The organism is Jiella sonneratiae, from assembly GCF_017353515.1.
GTDB lineage: Bacteria > Pseudomonadota > Alphaproteobacteria > Rhizobiales > Rhizobiaceae > Jiella > Jiella sonneratiae.
In genome coordinates, this window is sequence record NZ_JAFMPY010000011.1 from 38,382 (window position 1) to 56,827 (window position 18,446).

At 68.9% G+C, this 18,446-nt stretch carries 10 protein-coding genes; 6 read left to right on the forward strand and 4 right to left on the reverse strand.

The features are described 5' to 3' along the window. Positions 1-232: 232 nt before the first annotated feature. The 4 genes from J1C47_RS12315 to J1C47_RS12330 all read right to left on the reverse strand — a co-directional run bounded on the left by J1C47_RS12315 (position 233) and on the right by J1C47_RS12330 (position 8,128). Positions 233-1,111 carry a transglutaminase family protein gene (locus J1C47_RS12315; RefSeq protein ID WP_207351069.1) on the reverse strand — a complete coding sequence of 293 codons (879 nt, stop codon included), beginning with the start codon at positions 1,109-1,111 and terminating at the stop codon, positions 233-235. Next, entirely contained in the window at positions 1,108-3,510 is a 2,403-nt protein-coding gene (locus J1C47_RS12320) for a circularly permuted type 2 ATP-grasp protein (RefSeq protein ID WP_342591974.1), read from the reverse strand. The genes J1C47_RS12315 and J1C47_RS12320 overlap by 4 nt, the downstream gene beginning before the upstream one ends. 242 nt (positions 3,511-3,752) lie before the next feature. Further along, complete coding sequence (locus J1C47_RS12325) at positions 3,753-4,520, reverse strand: sulfotransferase family protein (protein WP_207351070.1); 768 nt, start codon at positions 4,518-4,520, stop codon at positions 3,753-3,755. Between the two features lie 161 nt (positions 4,521-4,681). Then, positions 4,682-8,128 carry a transglutaminase family protein gene (locus J1C47_RS12330; RefSeq protein ID WP_207351071.1) on the reverse strand — a complete coding sequence of 1,149 codons (3,447 nt, stop codon included), beginning with the start codon at positions 8,126-8,128 and terminating at the stop codon, positions 4,682-4,684. Between the two features lie 240 nt (positions 8,129-8,368). On the opposite strand from J1C47_RS12330, the gene J1C47_RS12335 reads away from it, so the two are divergent. The 6 genes from J1C47_RS12335 to J1C47_RS12360 all read left to right on the forward strand — a co-directional run bounded on the left by J1C47_RS12335 (position 8,369) and on the right by J1C47_RS12360 (position 18,163). Then, positions 8,369-9,439 (forward strand): zinc-binding metallopeptidase family protein, encoded by a 1,071-nt coding sequence (locus tag J1C47_RS12335; protein WP_207351072.1) that lies wholly within the window; start codon positions 8,369-8,371, stop codon positions 9,437-9,439. A 294-nt stretch (positions 9,440-9,733) separates the two neighbouring features. Further along, positions 9,734-11,620, forward strand: a complete 1,887-nt coding sequence (treZ, locus tag J1C47_RS12340; protein WP_207351073.1) for a malto-oligosyltrehalose trehalohydrolase — start codon at positions 9,734-9,736, stop codon at positions 11,618-11,620. Then, complete coding sequence (gene malQ, locus J1C47_RS12345; RefSeq protein ID WP_207351074.1) at positions 11,617-13,476, forward strand: 4-alpha-glucanotransferase; 1,860 nt, start codon at positions 11,617-11,619, stop codon at positions 13,474-13,476. Before treZ ends, malQ begins: the two co-directional genes overlap by 4 nt. After that, positions 13,473-16,178: a malto-oligosyltrehalose synthase gene (gene treY, locus J1C47_RS12350; RefSeq protein ID WP_207351075.1), complete on the forward strand. Its 2,706-nt coding sequence runs from the start codon at positions 13,473-13,475 to the stop codon at positions 16,176-16,178. Before malQ ends, treY begins: the two co-directional genes overlap by 4 nt. Before the next feature lie 71 nt (positions 16,179-16,249). Then, entirely contained in the window at positions 16,250-17,035 is a 786-nt protein-coding gene (locus tag J1C47_RS12355; protein ID WP_207351076.1) for a ThuA domain-containing protein, read from the forward strand. A gap of 15 nt (positions 17,036-17,050) precedes the next feature. After that, the gene (locus J1C47_RS12360) at positions 17,051-18,163 is read left to right on the forward strand and encodes a Gfo/Idh/MocA family protein (RefSeq protein ID WP_207351077.1); all 1,113 of its coding nucleotides are present in this window, start codon (positions 17,051-17,053) and stop codon (positions 18,161-18,163) included. Positions 18,164-18,446: the final 283 nt, after the last annotated feature.

The window sequence follows — 18,446 nt, forward strand, 5'->3', positions numbered from 1 at the left end:
GCGGCAGGCGCCTCCAGGACGGGCATCTCCTCATCGCTTTCCGCCGTCCGGTGGCGAGGGTCTCGGGCGTCCCCGGTCCCGTCTTTCCCTGGACGGTCGGCGACGACAGTGCGGCCGATATCTGGAAAAAGCCTTAACGCATGACCGGAGAATTCCGGGCGGCGGGGCGGTCGGTCCGACCGGCGTTTCGCGCGGGCCGGAAACGCCGAGGTCCGGCGACGAACCGTTCACATCAGGCGACCGGCACCACGTCGACGAAGTGCCGGGTCTCCTGCGAGCCGGAGGTGACGAAGGTGCCGGCGATCGGCTGGGCGTCCTCGTAGTCGCGGCCAACGGCGACGACGATGTGGTCGTCGCCCGCGGCGATGCCGTTGGTGGGGTCGAAGCCGACCCAGCCGCAGTCCTCCCCGAGCCATGCCTCGATCCAGGCATGCATCGCGTCGGCGCCTTCGAGGCGCGGCTGGCCCTTCGGCGGGTCGGTGCGCAAAAAGCCGCTGACGTAGCGCGCCGCCATCCCCCGGGCCCTGAGGCCGGCGATCATCAGATGCGAGAAATCCTGGCAGACGCCGCGCCGTTCGGCGAAGATCTCGGCGACGCTGGTACCGACGACGGTCGAGCCCGGCCGATAGGCGAATTCCTCGCGGATCCTCCTCGCAAGCGCCATCACAGCCTCGCCAGCCGGGCGCTTCGCCGTCTCGAACGTCTCGGCGACCCAGTCGGAAAGCGGCGCGAAGCCGCTGATCCTCGGGCTCGGCCCGAGATGATGCAGCGGCGAGCCGGCGTCGAGCGAGCGGACGGCACAGGTCTCTGCGAGAATCCGCTCGATCTCCGGCGTCTCCGACAGCCGCGCCGCCGGCCGCTCGACGCTCACGTCGGCCCGCATATCGATGGCGAGTTCGGTCTGCGGGGCGAAGAAGGCGATCGCGTCGACGGGGTTGCCGAAGAAGTCGGTCTCGCCGCGCTGCTCCTCGGGGCGCGGAGCGATCGAAACGGCGACGTTCCGCACGAACTGGTCCGTCTCCCGGCGCGGGCGGATGCGCAGGAGATGGCGCGCATCGGTCACCGCGGCGGGATAGTCGTAGGTGATCCTCAGCCGGACGGCGTATCTCATTCCGGACCTCCGAGCCATTCGGCCCTCGCCCGCGGGCTCGACAGGAGGTAGCGCTGGGTGAGGAGGTCGGAGATCAGCGAGAGATCGCCGACCACCCGGTCGAGAAAGGCGCTGTCGACCTCCACCGCGTCGGCCGTCTGCAGGCGGACGCGAAGCCGCGCCAGACGGCGGATCAGAAGATCCGGCGTCTCGCCGAGATGGACGCCCGGCAGCGCCGAGGTGACCTCGGCGAGCCTGTTGACCTGGAAGGCGAGGGAGCGCGGATTGAGCGGATCGAGCACCGCGAGGTCGACGACGGTCTCCTCGGAAAGATCCACCGAATAGCGGCGCCGGTAGGTGACGGAGGAGTCGGTGAAGGTCAGCACCGCCTCGAGCGCCCCGACGGGAGCTTCGCCTGCGATGAGCGACGAGATCACCGCCGCCGTCGCCTGGCCGCGTTCCAGCGCCCGGCCGCACTGCATGAAACGCCAGCCGGTGAACTGGTACATGTTCTCGTGGGCGAGGCCGGCGAAGCCCGAGAGCTGGGTGAGGATCGCGCTGGTCAGCTCGACGGTCGCCTGGTCGTCCTCGGCGATGGCATCGAGCACCAGGGAGACGATCTCGTTCAGCGTGCGCCAGGCGTCGGGGGAGAAGCGCTCGCGGATGCGCGAGGCGGTGTCGGCGGCCTGCCGGGCGAGGGCGAGCAGGCCGCGCTTCGGCCGGCCGGGATCGATGTCGACGCCGTAATCCTTGAGGATGACGGCGAGCCGGGCTTCCAGTTCGCCCGCCGCCCAGCCCTCGGTGGTCCTCGCGGCGTGGAGCCGCGTCAGCCGGGTGGCGCCCTCGCAACGCTCGGCGTAGCGACCCAGCCAGAACAGGTTGTCGGCGGCACGGGCCGGCAGCGCGCCGGGCAGCCGACGGGCGAAGCGGTCGCCGCGCGGCCCGATCAGGGAGATCGGCTTGATCGGCTGGTCGGAGGGAATCCAGACGTCGATCGAGCCGCCGCCGCGCTGCATCGAGATCACCCGCGCGTCGCGGGAATCGGCGACCCGGGCGAAGCCGCCCGGCATGACGTGCCAGCCTTCCTCGTCGCGCATCAGAAAGGCGCGCAGCGTCACCGGCCGCGGCTCGAGACCGCTTGCCCCGAAGACCGGCGTCGTCGAGAGGGCAGCGATCTCCTGTCCGACGAAGGCGACGCCCTCGCGCGCCGTCGCCGGCATCGCCTGCGGTTCGCTTCTGCGCTGGGCGGAGGTTTCGTCGCCCGCCGCCGCCATGGTCGCGGGAAAGGCCGGGCCGAGCTGCAGGCGTCCGGCATTTTCCGCGACGTAGCGGCGGACCGCCTCGTCGCCGCACCACCATGTGGCGATCGTCGGCAGTTTCAGCTCCTCGCCGATCAGCGCCTTCGCCAGCGCCTTCTGGAAGGCGAGCAGTGCCGGGGTCTCGAGAATGCCGGAGCCGAGGGCGTTGACGAGGCTGAGCGCGCCGGAGCGCACGGCCCGGCAGAGCCCCGGCGTGCCGATGCGCGAAGCGCCGAAAAGCTCCAGCGGATCGCAGAAATCGGCGTCGAGACGGCGCCACAGGACGCGGATCGGCTGGAAGCCGTCGACCGTGCGCACCTCGGCGCGGTCGCCATGGACGATGAGGTCGCCGCCTTCGAGGAGCAGCAGGCCGAGATAGCGGGCGAGATAGGCGTGCTCGTAATAGGTCTCGTTGTGCGGGCCGGAGGTGAGGAGGCCGATGCGGCTGCGCTCCGGGCCGCCGAGGGCGAACAGCATCTCGCGGAAGTTGCGGAAGAAGCCGGCGAGACGTTCGACGTTGAGGGCGCGCGACAGGTCGGGGAACGCCTTTGAGGTCGCGACCCGGTTTTCCAGCGCGAAGCCGGCGCCGGAGGGTGCCTGGGTGCGGTCGCCAAGCACCCACCAGCGCCCGTCGGGGCCGCGGCCGAGATCGACGGCGATGAAGGACAGAAGCGGGATGCCGAGACGCGCCTGGTCGGCGACCGGGCGCAGGAATTCCGGATTCCGGCCGACGAGGACGCCCGGCAGGACGCCCTCCGCCACCACGCGGCGCTCGCCGTAGAGGTCGGTCAGCAGCGCTTCGAGAAACCTCGCACGCTGAACGAGACCCGCTGAAAGCGCCGTCCATTCCGCCCGGTCGATGATCAGCGCCGGATGGCCGAGCGGCCAGTCGTGGCTCTGCTCGCTCTCCTCGCCATAGACCTGGTGGAACACGCCGGCTTCGGAAAGATACTGCCGTGCCGAGGCGAAGCGGCGTTCGACCTCGCCGCCCGGCATCGCCGCCAGCCGCCGCATCAGCGGCGTCCAATGCGGCCGGACCGCACCGCCGGGCGCGATCATCTCGTCGCGCGACTTGGCGGCGAGGCTGGCATAGCGACGGAGTTGGACGGTATCGGGAGGCACGTTCGTCCGCGCGTTGCGGCATCGCTCTGGTCGGAAGTCGCAGGCGATTTCCGATCGGCAAAATGCCTGGATCCAAGGTGCCGGAGCGTTCTTCGGGCGTTTGAGAGAACGCCCGAAGTATCAGCCCGGCCGGGGCAAGCTACAGCATGGCCGGCACGATGGGGAGACGTCGGCGTCGTCGCTTCGCGGTTCGGCGCGGGCGCGCGGCCTCGGATTATCGCGGCGGGGCCTTCGCTCCTGCGTCAAGCCTGATGCCGTCGACCGGTCACCGTCGGCCAGCGGGAGACATCGATCCCCGTCAGGGCCGAAAACTCGCGTACATCGGCGAGATACCGATCGCGCAGAAACCGGAAATCCTCCGCCGACGGTGCTCGATAGTCCTCGAGATCGCCACGGCGCATCAAATGCGCAGCCGTACCGTTTGGCGGGGCGTCGAGACCGAGGAAGTCCATGATCTCCCGCATCCGGAAATCATCGTCCTGCCATACGTCTTCCGCCTGCAGGAAGAGCACCTGCTCGCGCGGGAAAAGGGAAAGTATCCGTTCGGCCTGGCCATGATAGTATCCCCGGCCGACATAGCTGTAGATCCGGGCCTCCCGGGACAACGCCATGCCGATACGCGAGGTCTCGCTCCGGATCGCCTCGGAAAAGCCCTGCCTCTCCAGTCCCCTCGCATGCTCCATGCACCAGTGCGACCATGCCCGCTCGATCGGGTCACGGAAGACCACGATGATCTTCGCGCCGGGATTATACGTGGCGATCCGCTCCATGGCCGGCGGCCAGAAGCAGTAGATCGGCGTCGAATCGATCCACATCTTCGCCGTCGAATCGAAAAACGCGTCGATCGGACGATAATCGGGATCGTCCCAGTCGACCGTCAGCTCGTCGTCGAAGAAATGAAGTTCCTTGCGTGTCGGCGCGGCAATCCGCGGATGATCGGTCATCCGACTGTGGAGAGATGACGTCCCGCCCTTCTGGACGCCGCAGATGAAAACGTCGATCTTCTTCAAGCCGCAACCCGACCACTGAGATGGCGGCTCGAATCCACTGTCTGCCCTGCCGACGCGATCGCCGCGCGTCGGCGAAGCCTCCTAAAACCGCACGCCGTTGCGTCAAATTCAACAGTTTCCGCAACCGAATGCAATGCGACAATTAATCTTCGGCAACGATCTCATACGCCCAGCCGGCCCGCGGGACGCCGCAGATCGAGCGTCATCGGGAAGCTCGGATCGGGGAGTTCGCGGACCGGCTGGTAGCCGCCGGGGGTGTGGCCGATGGCTTCGAAGCGCGCGAGGCGGCGCGCCTCCGCCTCGTAGGAATTCACCGGGAAGGTCTCGTAGCTGCGCCCGCCGGGATGCGCGACGTGATAGACGCAGCCGCCGAGCGAGCGCTTCGACCAGCGATCGTAGATGTCGAAGGTCAGCGGCGCGTGGACGGGGATCGTCGGATGCAGGCCCGAGGCCGGCTGCCAGGCCTTGAAGCGGACGCCCGCGACCGCCTCCCTGCCGCGCCCCGTTGCCGCCAGCGGCACTTCCCGGCCGTTGCAGGTGACGACGTGCCGGGCCGGCTCGAAGTCCGACAGCTTCACCTGCAGCCGCTCGACGGAGGAATCGACGAAGCGCACCGTGCCGCCGATCGCCCCGGTCTCGCCCATCACGTGCCAGGGTTCCAGCGCCTGGCGCAGCTCCAGCGTCACGCCCTCGCGCTCGATCCTGCCGCAGAAGGGGAAGCGGAACTCGGCCTGCGCCTCGAACCATTCGGGCCGGATCGGATAGCCGGAGCGGCCGAGGTCGTCGAGGACGCCGAGGAAATCCGCCCAGACGAATTCCGGCAGCATGAAGCGGTCGGCGAGCGCCGTTCCCCAGCGCACGAAGCTGCCGTCCTCCGGCTCCTTCCAGAACTTCATGATCAGCGCCCGGATCAAAAGCTGCTGGGCGAGGCTCATCCGGGCGTCCGGCGGCATCTCGAAGCCGCGGAACTCGACGAGGCCGAGCCGGCCGGTCGGCCCGTCGGGCGAATAGAGCTTGTCGATGCAGATCTCGGCGCGGTGGGTGTTGCCGGTGACGTCGACGAGGAGGTTGCGGAACAGCCGGTCGACCAGCCAGGGCGGGGTCGAGAAGCCGTCCTGCGTCACCTGCGCCATGGCGATCTCCAGCTCGTAGAGCTGGTCGTGGCGGCCCTCGTCGATGCGCGGCGCCTGGCTGGTCGGACCGATGAAGAGGCCCGAGAAGAGATAGGAGAGCGAGGGATGGCGCTGCCAGTAGAGGACGAGCGACTTCAGGAGGTCCGGGCGACGCAGGAAGGGCGAATCGAGCGGCGTCGCGCCGCCGACCACGACATGGTTGCCGCCGCCGGTGCCGGCATGCTTGCCGTCGATCATGAACTTGTCGGTGCCGAGGCGGGACTGGCGGGCGTCCTCGTAGACGCCGGTGGTGATCGCCTTGGCCTCCTCCCATGACGCGGCGGGATGGACGTTGACCTCGATGACGCCGGGGTCGGGCGCGACGCGGATGACGCCGAGCCGCGGGTCCGGCGGCGGCGCGTAGCCCTCGATCTGCACCGGCAGGCCCTCGGCGGCGGCAATTTCCTCGATCGCCCCGAGAAGGTCGAGATAGGCCTCGGCGAATTCCAGCGGCGGCATGAAGACGCAGAGCTTGCCGTCGCGCGGCTCGACCGAGAGCGCGGTGCGCACGGAGCCCGAGATCTCGGTCGAGAGCGGGGCGAAGCTGCCGAAGCCCGGCATCAGGCCGCCGGCCGCGCCGCCGCCCGCTGGCAGCGGCGGCAGCGGCGGCATCCACTGCCGCATGCCTTCCCGGCCCATCTTCTGGCTCATGCCGCCTTCGTCAGCCGCCTGGGCGGAGCCGCCTGCCGCGCCGAGATGCTGCTGCATCTCGATCCGCCCCCATTGCTGGCGGCTCTGCGGCGGCAGCGGCGGGAAGGGCTGCGTCGGATCCTCGGGATGGATGAACGGATAGTGCGAGGGGCCGAGATGCGGCAAAGCGGAAAGCGGCAGGCGGTAGCCCATGGCGGAATCGCCTGGAACGAGGAAGAGCTGCCGGCGCCGGGTCGACCAGCGCTCGGAGAACCACCTGACGCCGCGGGCCCGGCCCTGCCAGGCCTGGATCGGCAGGACGTGGCCGGTCGGCTTCGGCAGGCCGCGCTCGAACACCTTGGCGAGCCGCGCGCGCTCTTCGCGGTCTTCGAGCTTGGAATTCGTCGGTTCGACGTTTTCCGGCAGTTGCGCCTCGCGCAGCAGCCAGTAGGCGGTGTCCTCGTAGGCCGGCAGGACGTAGTCCGTCGCCACGCCCAGCGCGTCGGCGACGGCGCGCGTGAAGCGCTCGGACTCCGCTGCGCCGACCGCAAGTCCGGTCTTTTCGCGGGCGATGGTCTCGGCGTTCTGCCAGATCGGCACGCCGTCCTTGCGCCAGTAGAGGGAGAAGGTCCAGCGCGGCAGCGTCTCGCCCGGATACCACTTGCCCTGGCCGTAATGCAGGAAGCCGCCGGGCGCGAAGCGGTCGCGCAGGCGCCGGATGAGGTCGTCGGCAAGGCCCCGCTTGGTCGGGCCGGTGGCGTCGGAATTCCACTCCGCCGCCTCGAAGTCGTCGATCGAGACGAAGGTCGGCTCGCCGCCCATGGTCAGGCGCACGTCGCTGGCCTTCAGTTCGGCGTCGACCCTTTCGCCGAGCGCGTCGAGTTCCTGCCAGCTTTCCTCGGAGAAGGGGTGGGAGACGCGCGGTCGCTCCTCCACCCGCGTCACCGACATGGAGAAGTCGAACTCGACCTCGGCATAGTCGACGGCGCCGGTGATCGGGGCGGCGGAGCGGTAGTGCGGGGTCGCCGCGAGCGGCACGTGGCTCTCGCCGGTGAGAAGGCCCGAGGTGGGGTCGAGGCCGATCCAGCCGGCGCCGGGAAGATAGACCTCGGCCCAGGCGTGCAGGTCTGTGAAGTCGTGGGAGGTGCCGGCCGGCCCGTCGATGGCCACCTTGTCGGGCTTCAGCTGGATCAGATAGCCGGAGACGAAGCGCGCGGCGAAACCGAGGTGCCGCATCACGTTGACGAGGAGCCAGGAAGAATCGCGGCAGGAGCCCGACCCCTTGCCGAGCGTCTCTTCGGGCGACTGCACGCCCGGCTCCATGCGCACCAGATAGTCGATGCGCTTTTCCACCGCCTGGTTCAGCCCGACGAGGAAGTTGACGGTGTTCTTCTCCGAGCGGTCGAGCTCTTTGAGAAATGCCGCGAGCAGTCGGCCCGCCGGCTCCGGGACCAGATAGGCGGCAAGGTCGCTCTTCAGGATCTCGTCGTACTGGAACGGCCATTCCTCCGCCGCTTCCTCCACGAAGAAGTCGAACGGGTTGTAGACGGTCATGTCGGCGAGGAGGTCGACCTCGATGCGGAACTCGGTGGTCTTTTCCGGAAAGACGAAGCGGGCGAGATAGTTGCCGAAGGGGTCCTGCTGCCAGTTGACGAAGTGGTCCTCGGGCGTCACCCGCAGCGAATAGGACGGCACTTTCGTCCGCGAATGCGGCGCCGGGCGGAGCCGGATGGTCTGGGGTGCGAGGGAAACGGGGCGATCGTATCGGTAGTGGGTGACGTGGTTGAGGGCGGCAAGGATCGACATGGTCGCTTTCGTTCATCCCGTTTCGTTGGCGGGAAGCTTAATCGCATCTCGCAATGCGGCAAGCGCCTCGACACGCGACCTCGACACGCGACATGGGCGAAGCGGTCGTAGAGGCAGGGAAAATTCCCGCGGCCACCGGTCCGGCCCGGAACCCTTCGCCCCCGTAAGCATTGATGCGCGCAACCGATATCCGGCGATATACGGCGATTTCCGGCGCGGCGCCGCGCCCTGAGGACCTCGATGAAACTCTTTTCCTGTCCCGCCTGCGCGCAGGTCGTTTTCTTCGAGAACGTCGTCTGCGAGCGCTGCAACCACGCCCTCGGCTACGAGCCGGATTCCAACCGGATGCTGGCGCTCGACCCGGCGGACGGCATCTTCGTCGCCGCCGGCACCCATAGCGACGGCTCGAAGTGGAAATACTGCGCGAACTATGCCTTCGGCGTCTGCAACTGGCTGGTTCCGGGCGAAGGCCCGGAGGTCTACTGCAAGGCCTGCCGCCACAACGTGACGGTGCCCGACACGTCCGACCCGACGAACGTCGCCCGCTGGCAGAAGATGGAGATCGCCAAGCGGCGGATGTTCTACACGCTGCTGCGCCTACGCCTGCCGCTGGCGACGCGCGACGAGGCGGGGGAGGGTCTCGGCTTCGACTTTCTCGCCGAAACGCCCGGCGAGCAACATGTGATGACCGGCCACGACCTCGGCCTGATCACCATCGCCCTCGCCGAGGCCGACGACGCCGAGCGGGAGAAGCGTCGGACGTCGATGGGCGAGCCCTATCGCACGCTGCTCGGCCACTTTCGCCACGAGGTCGGCCACTGGTACTGGGACCGGCTGGTGCGCGACGGCAATCCGGGCGCGCTGCAGGCATGCCGGGCGATCTTCGGCGACGACACGGTCGACTACGGCGAGGCGCTGCAGCAGCATTACATGAACGGCCCGAAGCCGAACTGGCAGACGGAATACGTCTCCTCCTATGCCGGCTCGCACGCCTGGGAGGACTTCGCCGAGACCTGGGCGCATTACCTCCACATCGTCGACAGCCTCGAGACCGGCCACTGGTGGGGTGTCTCGGTGGATCCGCGCGTGCGCGATTCCGGCCTGCTCACGACGACGATCGATTTCGACGTCTATCGCGACGAGGTGACGATCGACGAGATCGCCGATGCCTGGCTCGCGCTGTCGGCGGCGCTGAACTCGTTCAACCGCTCGATGGGCCATCACGACCTCTATCCCTTCGTCATTTCCGAGACGGTGAAGCAGAAGCTCGGCTTCATCCACGATCTGGTGCGGGGCAGGGCGGGCCGTTAGTCGCCTGCCTGGACGGTCGATGCGTTGCCGACCCCTGGCGGCGTGCGCATGCCGCGGGATCGTCCGACGTAGTCTCCGGCCGAAAACCGTCGGAACGCTCGCGGTGCGTTGGCCCGACAGCCGAATACGGAAATTTCCTCGACAGCAAGGGCTGGAAGCCTGCGCGCCCGCTTTAATTAAGATGCGGTGCGGCAAGCGGTCCGCTCGACCGCGAGCGTCTGTGGCCTCGGTTCGGGACCTCGTAGGCAAGACCGCCCGCACGGAAATCAGCCTTCAGGGACGGGGACTGAGGACATGGCACAAACTGCCGACCGCTTCTTATTCGAGACGCATTGGGGCCCGCGCCTTCTTGCAGGCCGGACCGAATTCCGACTCTGGGCGCCGTCGGCGCCATCGATCGAACTCGCGATGGGGGACGGGGCCGGCAAGCCGGCCGGTTTCCTGCCGATGGAAAAGGACGCCCGAGGCTGGTGGCGGATCGAGACCGACCGCGTCGCGGTCGGGCAGGGATACGGCTTTCGGCTCGACAGCGGCCTCGTCGTTCCCGATCCCGCGGCGCGGGCGCAATGCGGCGACGTCCACGGCCTGTCGAAGCTGGTCGATCCGAAAGCCTATGCCTGGAAGACGGCAGGCTGGAACGGCCGCCCCTGGGAGGAGGCGGTGTTCTACGAACTCCACACCGGCACCTTCTCGCCCGAGGGGACCTTCGACGGCGTCGCCGAGCGGCTCGACTATCTGAAGGAGACCGGCGTCACCGCCGTCGAGCTTTTGCCCGTCGCGGAGTTCGCCGGCCGCCGGGGCTGGGGCTATGACGGGGTGCTGCTCTACTGCCCGCACGAGGTCTATGGCGGCGGCGACGGGCTGAAGCGGCTCGTCGATGCCGCGCACGAGCGCGGCCTGATGGTGTTCCTCGACGTCGTCTACAATCACTTCGGGCCGGACGGGAACTACATCGGCTCCTACGCGCCGGAGTTCTTCCATCAGGAGATCCACACGCCCTGGGGGGCGGCGATCGCCTATGACGAGAAGCCGGTGCGCGACTTCATGATCGACAACGCCCTGTTCTGGCTGGAGGAGTTCCGCATCGACGGGCTCAGGCTCGACGCGATCGATTCCATCGAGGACACCACCGACGTGCCGCTGGTGCGCGAACTCGCCGCGACGGTCCGCGCCGCCTTCCCGGACCGCCACGTCCACATCACCACCGAGGACGACCGCAACATCACCTGGCACGTCGAGCGCGAGAACGGCCGGGCCGCCCTCGTCTCCGGCGAGTGGAACGACGACTTCCACCATACCGCCCACGTCATCGCCACCCACGAGGAAGAGGGCTACTACGCCGACTATTCCCGCAAGTCGGTGGCGCAGATGGCCAAGGCGCTCGCCACCGGCTTCGTCTTCCAGGGCGAGCACTCCAAGCATCGCGGCCGCGACGTCGGCAGACCCTCCGGGCACCTGCCGCCGACCGCCTTCGTGAACTTCCTGCAGAACCACGACCAGATCGGCAACCGCGCCTTCGGCGACCGGCTGACCGACCTCGCCTCGCGCCGCGTGGTGGAATGCCTGCAGGCGATCCTCCTGCTCTCGCCGCAGATCCCGCTCATGTTCATGGGCGAGGAATACGGCAACACCGATCCGTTCTGCTTCTTCACCGACTTCGACGGCGAACTCGCCGACGCGGTGCGCGAGGGGCGGCGCGCCGAATTCAAGAAGTTCGCGGCCTTCCACGATGCCGACGCCCGCAAGCTGATCCCCGATCCGAACGCCGAGACGACCTTCAAGGCGTCGAAGCTCGACTGGTCGCTGCTCGACCGCCCGACCTACCGGCGGCGTTGGGCGATGGTGAAGACGCTGCTCGAAAAGCGCCAGCAGCGCGTCGTGCCGCTGATCGCCGGCGAACTGGCGGGCGGCTGCGGCGAATATCACGTCTCCGACGACACGCTGGCCTTCGTCGTCGCCTGGCATCTGAAGAACAATGCCGTGCTGCATCTCTTCGCCAATCTCGACGACGAGCCCTGGGCGCTGCCCTCCGACGTCGTCAAGAGCGATCTGACCTGCGGCGACCTCCTCCACTCCCATCCGAAGGACGCTGCCCCGATGCTTGAAACCGGCTGCCTGCCCGGGCCCTCCGTGGTCTTCCGCATCGAAGGACAGAAGCTGATCTCCGGGACCGCACGATGACGTCACGCCTCGACCTGCTTGCCGCGAGCCACGGCATCCAGCTCGCCTACGTCTCCGAACTCGGCGAAGAGAAGGTCATCGACGATACCGCCAAGCGCGCGCTTCTCGGCGCCCTTGGCGTCGATCCAGAGACCGGCGCGCCCGGCGACTTCCACGACAGGGTCGAGGCGCCGCGGCGCGCCTGTCCGCTGCCGGAGGCGATCGCCGACCACCGGCACTGGGGCGTCGCCTGCCAGCTCTATGCGCTCCGCTCCAGCCGCAGCCTCGGCATCGGCGATTTCGAGGATCTCGCCCGGCTTTCCGTCATCGCCGCCGGAGAGGGGGCCGCCTTCGTCGGCGTCAATCCGCTGCACGCGCTCTTCCTCGCCGAGCCGGCCCGCTACAGCCCCTATTCGCCCTCGACACGGCGCTTCCTCAACCCGTTCTATCTCGCCGTCGACCACATGGAAGGCGGCGCTGCGGCGATCGAGGCCGTCAGGGCGCAGGCGCCGGAACTCTTCGACGGGCTCGAGGGCGACCTCGTCGACTATCCGGCCGTCGGCCGGCTGAAACGGGCGCTGTTTTCCCGGCTGTTCGAGGCCCGCCGCGGCGAGATCGAGGACGAGCAGGCCTTCCAGCGTTTCGTCGAGGCCGGCGGGGAGGCGCTGCAGGGTTTCGCCCTGTTCGAGGCGATCTCGGAAGCCGAGGTCGAACGGGGCGGCCATGCCGGCTGGCATCACTGGCCGGAGGCAATGCGCGACCGCCATTCGCCCGAGGTCGCCCGCTTCGCCGAGGAACGGCGCGAGCGCGTGCTCTTCCATCTCTGGCTGCAGTTCGAGGCCGAGGAGCAGCTCGCCAGCGCCCAGGCCCGGGCAAGGGGCGCCGGCATGGCAATCGGCCTCTATCTCGATCTCGCAGTCGGCGTCACGCCCGATGGGGCCGAGACCTGGGCCGATCCGGCGCTCACCGTCAACGGCGCGCGGGTCGGCTCGCCCCCCGACATGTTCAACAGCCAGGGCCAGGACTGGGGCCTTGCGCCGCTGTCGCCGAAGGCCCTCGCCGAACGCGACCACAAGCCGCTGTTCGAGGCCTTCACGGCACTGACCCGCAATGCCGGCGCGGTGCGGATCGACCACGCCATGGGGCTTGCCCGGCTGTGGTGGATCCCGAACGAGGCGCGCTCGGCCGGCGGCGGCTACGTGCGCTATCATCTCGGCGCGATGATCGACGCCGTGGCGAAGGCCGCCGCCGACAACCGCTGCCTCGTCATCGGCGAGGATCTCGGCACCGTGCCGCCCGGCTTTCGCGAGGTGATGGCGGCGGCGAACGTCTTCTCCTACCGCGTGCTTTACTTCGAGCGGCATGCGGACGGCAGCTTCGTCGACCCCGGCGCCTATCCGCGGCTCTCCCTCGCCTGCATCTCGACCCATGACCTCGCGACGCTGTCGGGCTGGTGGACGGCCGGCGACATCGCGCTGCGTTTCGAAGCGGGCACCCAGGACGAGGCGGCGACGGCGCGCGACAGGCAGTCCCGGTCGGGCGAGAAGCGCATGCTGCTCGAAGCGCTGCACCGGTCGGATCTCCTGCCGGAAAGTCTCGAGGCCGTGCGCCGCGGCGCCGCGGCGATGCCGGAGGAACTGCCGGACGAACTCGCCGTGGCGGTCCACCGTCACCTCGCCCGCAGCGCCGCGCTGGTCTTCGCCGTCCAGCTCGACGACATGGTGGGTGCCGTCCGGCAGGCGAACCTTCCCGGCACCACCGACCAATATCCGAACTGGCGCATCAGGACGCCGGTCCCCCTCGAGGACCTGTCGAGCGACAGGCGCTTCCTCGAAATGGCGGCCGCCATGCGCGAAGAAAGGCCCACCCGTTCATGAGCCGCATGCTCGTCGCAACCTATCGCCTGCAGTTCCGCGAGGGGATGGACTTTGAGACCGCCGCCGGCCTCGCCCCCTATCTGAAGAAGCTCGGCGTCAGCCATCTCTATGCCGCGCCGATCTTCGCGGCGGCCGCCAACTCCACCCACGGCTACGACGTCACCGACTACAACGCCCTCGACGAGGCCCTCGGCGGCGTCGCCGGCTTCACCGCGATGAGCGACGCGCTGTCCTCGGCCGATCTCGGCCTGCTGCTCGACTTCGTGCCCAACCACATGGGCGTCTCGCCCGCCAATCTGTGGTGGGAGGACGTCCTGCGCTGGGGCCAGGAAAGCCGTTTCGCCCGCACCTTCGACATCGCCTGGGAGGCCGAGAAGATCCTCGTGCCGGTGCTCGGCAAGCCCTATGGCGAGGCGCTGGAGGCGGGCGACCTCTCGGTGCGGCTGGACGGCAGGGCCGGCACGCTCCGCTTCGACGCGTCCGGATACGGTCTGCCCATCGATCCGCGCAGCTACGGCCACGTGTTCGGCCTCATCGACCATGCCGAGCGGGACCGGCTCGTCCGGCGCTTCTCGGTCTCCACCCCGGCGGAGGCCGACGAGCTGGCCGAGCTCCTGCTCGAGCACCTGCAGGAAAAGGATTTCTCCGAGGCGCTGGAAAAGGCGCTCGCCGCCATCAACGCCGACCAGGCGGCGCTGCACGATCTCCACGAGGCCCAGGCCTGGCGCCTCGCCTGGTGGCGCACGGCCCGCGAGAAGCTGACCTACCGCCGCTTCTTCGAGATCGCCGACCTCATCGGCGTGCGCCAGGAGTCGCGCCGCGTCTTCCGCGAGTCGCACCAGCTGGTCATCCGCCTCGCCCGCGAACGCCGGCTCGACGGCATCCGCATCGACCATGTCGACGGCCTCGCCGACCCGAAGGGCTATCTCGAACAGCTCCGCCAGGCCTTCCAGTCGGTGCGGCGCTCGCCGTCGATCCACGTCGAGAAGATCCTGACCGGCGACGAGCGGCTGCGCACCTCCTGGGAGATCGAGGGCACCACCGGCTACGAGTTCATCACCGCGCTCGCCGGCCTCTATGTCGACCCGGCGAAGGAAGCGGCGATGAACGGGGCCTATCACGCCTTCGTCCGCGACGAGCCGGACCTGCGCGCGATGATCCTCCGCCAGAAGCGTTCGATCTTCCAGCGCAACCTCGCCGGCGAACTCGCGGCGCTGACCGGCCTTGCGCTTTCCGTCGCCTCGCGCGGCCTTTCCACCCGCGACCTCGGCCCGGACACGATCGCCCGGGCGATCGTCGAGGTGGCGGCGGCGCTGCCGGTCTACCGTACCTACGTCTCCGTCGACGGCGTGCCGCGCCGCGACATCGCCGTCATCGACGAGGCCGTCGACCGCGCCCTGACGTCGCGCGAGGTCGAGGCCGACGAGCCGATCCAGTTCATCGGCCGGCTCTTGAAGCTCGACTTCACCGACGGCGCCGACATCGCCGGCGCGCTCGACTTCACCCGGCGCTTCCAGCAGACCACCGGCGCCGTCATGGCGAAGGCCGTCGAGGACACGGTGTTCTACCGCTACAACCGGCTGATCGCGCTGAACGAGGTGGGCGGCGAGCCGGATCTCTACGGCGCCGAGGTGGAGGCGTTCCACGACGCCATGCGCATCCGCCTCGCCGACCAGCCGCTGGGCCTCCTCGCCACCTCCACCCACGACACCAAGCGCGGCGAGGACGCGCGGGCGCGGCTCTACACCCTCTCCGAGGAGCCGGAGCGCTGGCGCGACCTCGTCGCGGAATTCGCCGAGGCGCTCGGCGCCTCGCGGCTCGAGGTCGAGCCCGGGCTCGATTCGCCCGACCCGGAGACCGAATGGGGGCTCTACCAGTCGCTGCTCGGCGTCCTGCCGGCGGATTTCGATCCGGGCGATGCCGCGTCCCGCGAGGCGGTCGCCGCACGTCTTGCCGCCTATGCCGAAAAGGCGGTCCGCGAGGCCAAGCGCTGGACCAGCTGGACATCGCCGGCCGAAGCCTACGAGGCGGCGCTGGCAGGCTTCGTCGCGGCGATGCTGGAGGGCGGCGGCGAGGGCTCCTTCATCGCGAGGTTCTGGCGCGCGGCCCAGCCCTTCGTTGCCGCCGGTGCCCTCAATTCCCTGTCCCAGACCGCGATCAAGCTCGTGGCGCCCGGCGTGCCGGACATCTACCAGGGCACGGAATTCTACGACTTCTCCCTCGTCGATCCGGACAACCGCCGGGCGATCGACTTTAAGGCCCGCTCCGCGGTCATCGGGACCGACGGCAGCATCGCCGACGACCTTCGCGACTGGCGCTCCGGCGCGATGAAGGCGCGGATCGTCTCGGCGGGGCTGACGCTGCGCGGCGAGATGCCGGAGTTCTTCGCCGCCGCCGCCTACGTGCCGATCGAGCCCCAAGGGCCGCGGGGCGCCCACCTCGTCGCCTTCCTGCGCCGGGACGAGGACCACGGCGCGGTCCTCGCCGTCGCGCCGCGCCTGTCGCTGACGCTCCTCGACGGAGCCGAGGATCTTCTCCCCGCGACCACCGGGTGGGAAGGCACCAGCCTGCCGCTTCCCGAGGGGCTGGCGACGCGGGGATGGCGCAATATCTTCACCGGGGAGATGCTCGCCCCGGCCGGCGCGCTCGACGTGGCGGGGGTGTTTTCCGACCTGCCGGTGGCGATCCTCGTCGCCACCTGAGGGCGGGAGCGGGCAGGGCACGAAGATCGAGGGGTGCCCGCGACCCGCAGGTCGCCCCGGGGAGATATCGCATGACCATCCGCGCACTCGTCTGGAACGAGTTCTTCCACGAACGCCACAATGACACCGTCAGGGCGATCTATCCGGACGGCATCCACGCGACCATCGCCGGCTTCCTCGGCCGCGAGCCGGACATCGAGGCCGCGACCGCGACGCTTCCCGAAGCCGGGCACGGACTTTCGCAGGAGCGGCTCGACGCGACCGACGTCCTCCTGTGGTGGGGCCACAAGGCGCATGGCGACGTCGAGGACGCGGTGGTCGATCGCGTCGCCGAACGCGTGCATCAGGGGATGGGCCTGATCGTCCTGCATTCCGGCCACTTCTCCAAGCCGTTCAAGCGGCTGATGGGTACGCCCTGTTCGCTGAGATGGCGGGAGGCAGGCGAGCGCGAGCGGCTCTGGGCGGTCAACCGCTCGCATCCGATCGTGCAAGGGGTGGGGCCGGCGATCGAACTGCCGAACGCCGAGATGTACGGCGAGCCCTTCCTTGTCCCCGAGCCGATGGAGACGGTGTTCATCTCCTGGTTCGAGGGCGGCGAGGTGTTCCGCTCCGGCCTCACCTACCAGCGCGGTGCGGGAAAGGTCTTCTACTTCCGGCCCGGTCACGAGACCTATCCGATCTACCACAACCCAGACATCCAGCGGGTCATCGTCAACGCCGTGCGCTGGGCCCACAACCCGGTCCCCGCCTGGACCGACGTCTCGGCCGCGCCGAACGTTCCGGTCGACAAGGCGCCGGAAAAGATCGAGCAGAAAGGCGGCTCGCTGCACAAGCCGGGCGAAGAAGGCTACCGGTAGGGCGCGGGCGGATCCATGGCCAACCAGACCCATCAGGCCGCCCGCGAGGCGGCGGCCGTCGCCGGCGAAAAGCGCATCATGATCCTCGGCACGGGTGCGATCGCCCATCGCCATGCCGAGCATTTCATCTCGATCCCCGGCTGCAAGGTGGTCGCCGCCTGCGACGTGGTTCTCGACCGCGTCCGCGCCTTCGCCACCCTGCACGGCATCGACAAGGCCTTCGCCGACCTTTCCGAGGCGCTGGCCTGGGGCGCGTTCGACGCCGTCGTCAACGCCACGCCCGACGCCGTGCACAAGGCGACGACGCTGCAGGTCGCGGCCGCCGGCAAGGCGATCTTCTGCGAAAAGCCGCTGGCGCTGAACGCCGAGGACGCCTTCGAGATGGTCGGGGCGGTCGAGCGGGCAGGGCTGATCAACATGGTCAACCTGACCTACCGCAACGCCCATGCCATCCAGCTCGCCCGGCGCATGGTCGAGGCCGGCGACATCGGCGCGGTCCGCCATGTCGAGGCGAGCTACCTCCAGAGCTGGCTCACCGGCAGCCACTGGGGCGATTGGCGGACCGACGAGCGCTGGCTGTGGCGGCTCTCCTCCGGCCACGGCTCGAAGGGCGTCGTCGGAGACATCGGCATCCACATCCTCGACTTCGTCACCTACGGCTCGGGGCAGGGGATCGCGGCGCTGCAGGCGCGCATGAAGACCTTCGACAAGGCCGAGGGCGGCGCCATCGGCGCCTATACGCTCGACGCGAACGATTCCTGCGCGATGACCGTCGAGTTCGACAACGGCGCTCTCGGCGTTGTCCATATGAGCCGCTACGCCACCGGCAAGGCGAACGATCTCGACCTGACGATCCACGGCACGACCGGGGCCCTGAAGGTCTGGTCGAACACCACCGATTCGAGCCTCGACGTCTGTCTCGGCGAGGACATCCACACCCAGACCTGGCGCCGGGTCGAATGCCCGCCGACGCCGCGCAACGCCGACCGCTTCGTGCTGGCGCTTTTGTCGGGCGTCAACGGCGAGCCGGACTTCCGGCATGCGGCCGAGGTCCAGAAGCTGCTCGACCTCGCCTTCGTCTCCGACGCCGAGCGGCGCATGCTGCCGGTGGTGCTGCCGCCGGTCTGATCCGAGATCCGCTCGATCGAAGCGGGGCTCGTATCAAGCCTGCGCGGCGAATGAGCGTCTTTGTTTTCGGCATCACGACGTGATCTGCCGGAAACCGTCTGACGCCGGCGCCGCGTCTTCGGGCCGCTTGCCTTCGCCGGAACTTTGGATTTTCCGGGTCCGCGTTCAGGCGGCGGTAAGCAGATCGAAAGCATCGCCGTGGCAGGCCGGCCGCCCTTAACGCTCCGTTAGGCATAAGCGGCTATGGCTCGATCCGACGGACTGCGTCCGCCTTCCGGGGAGG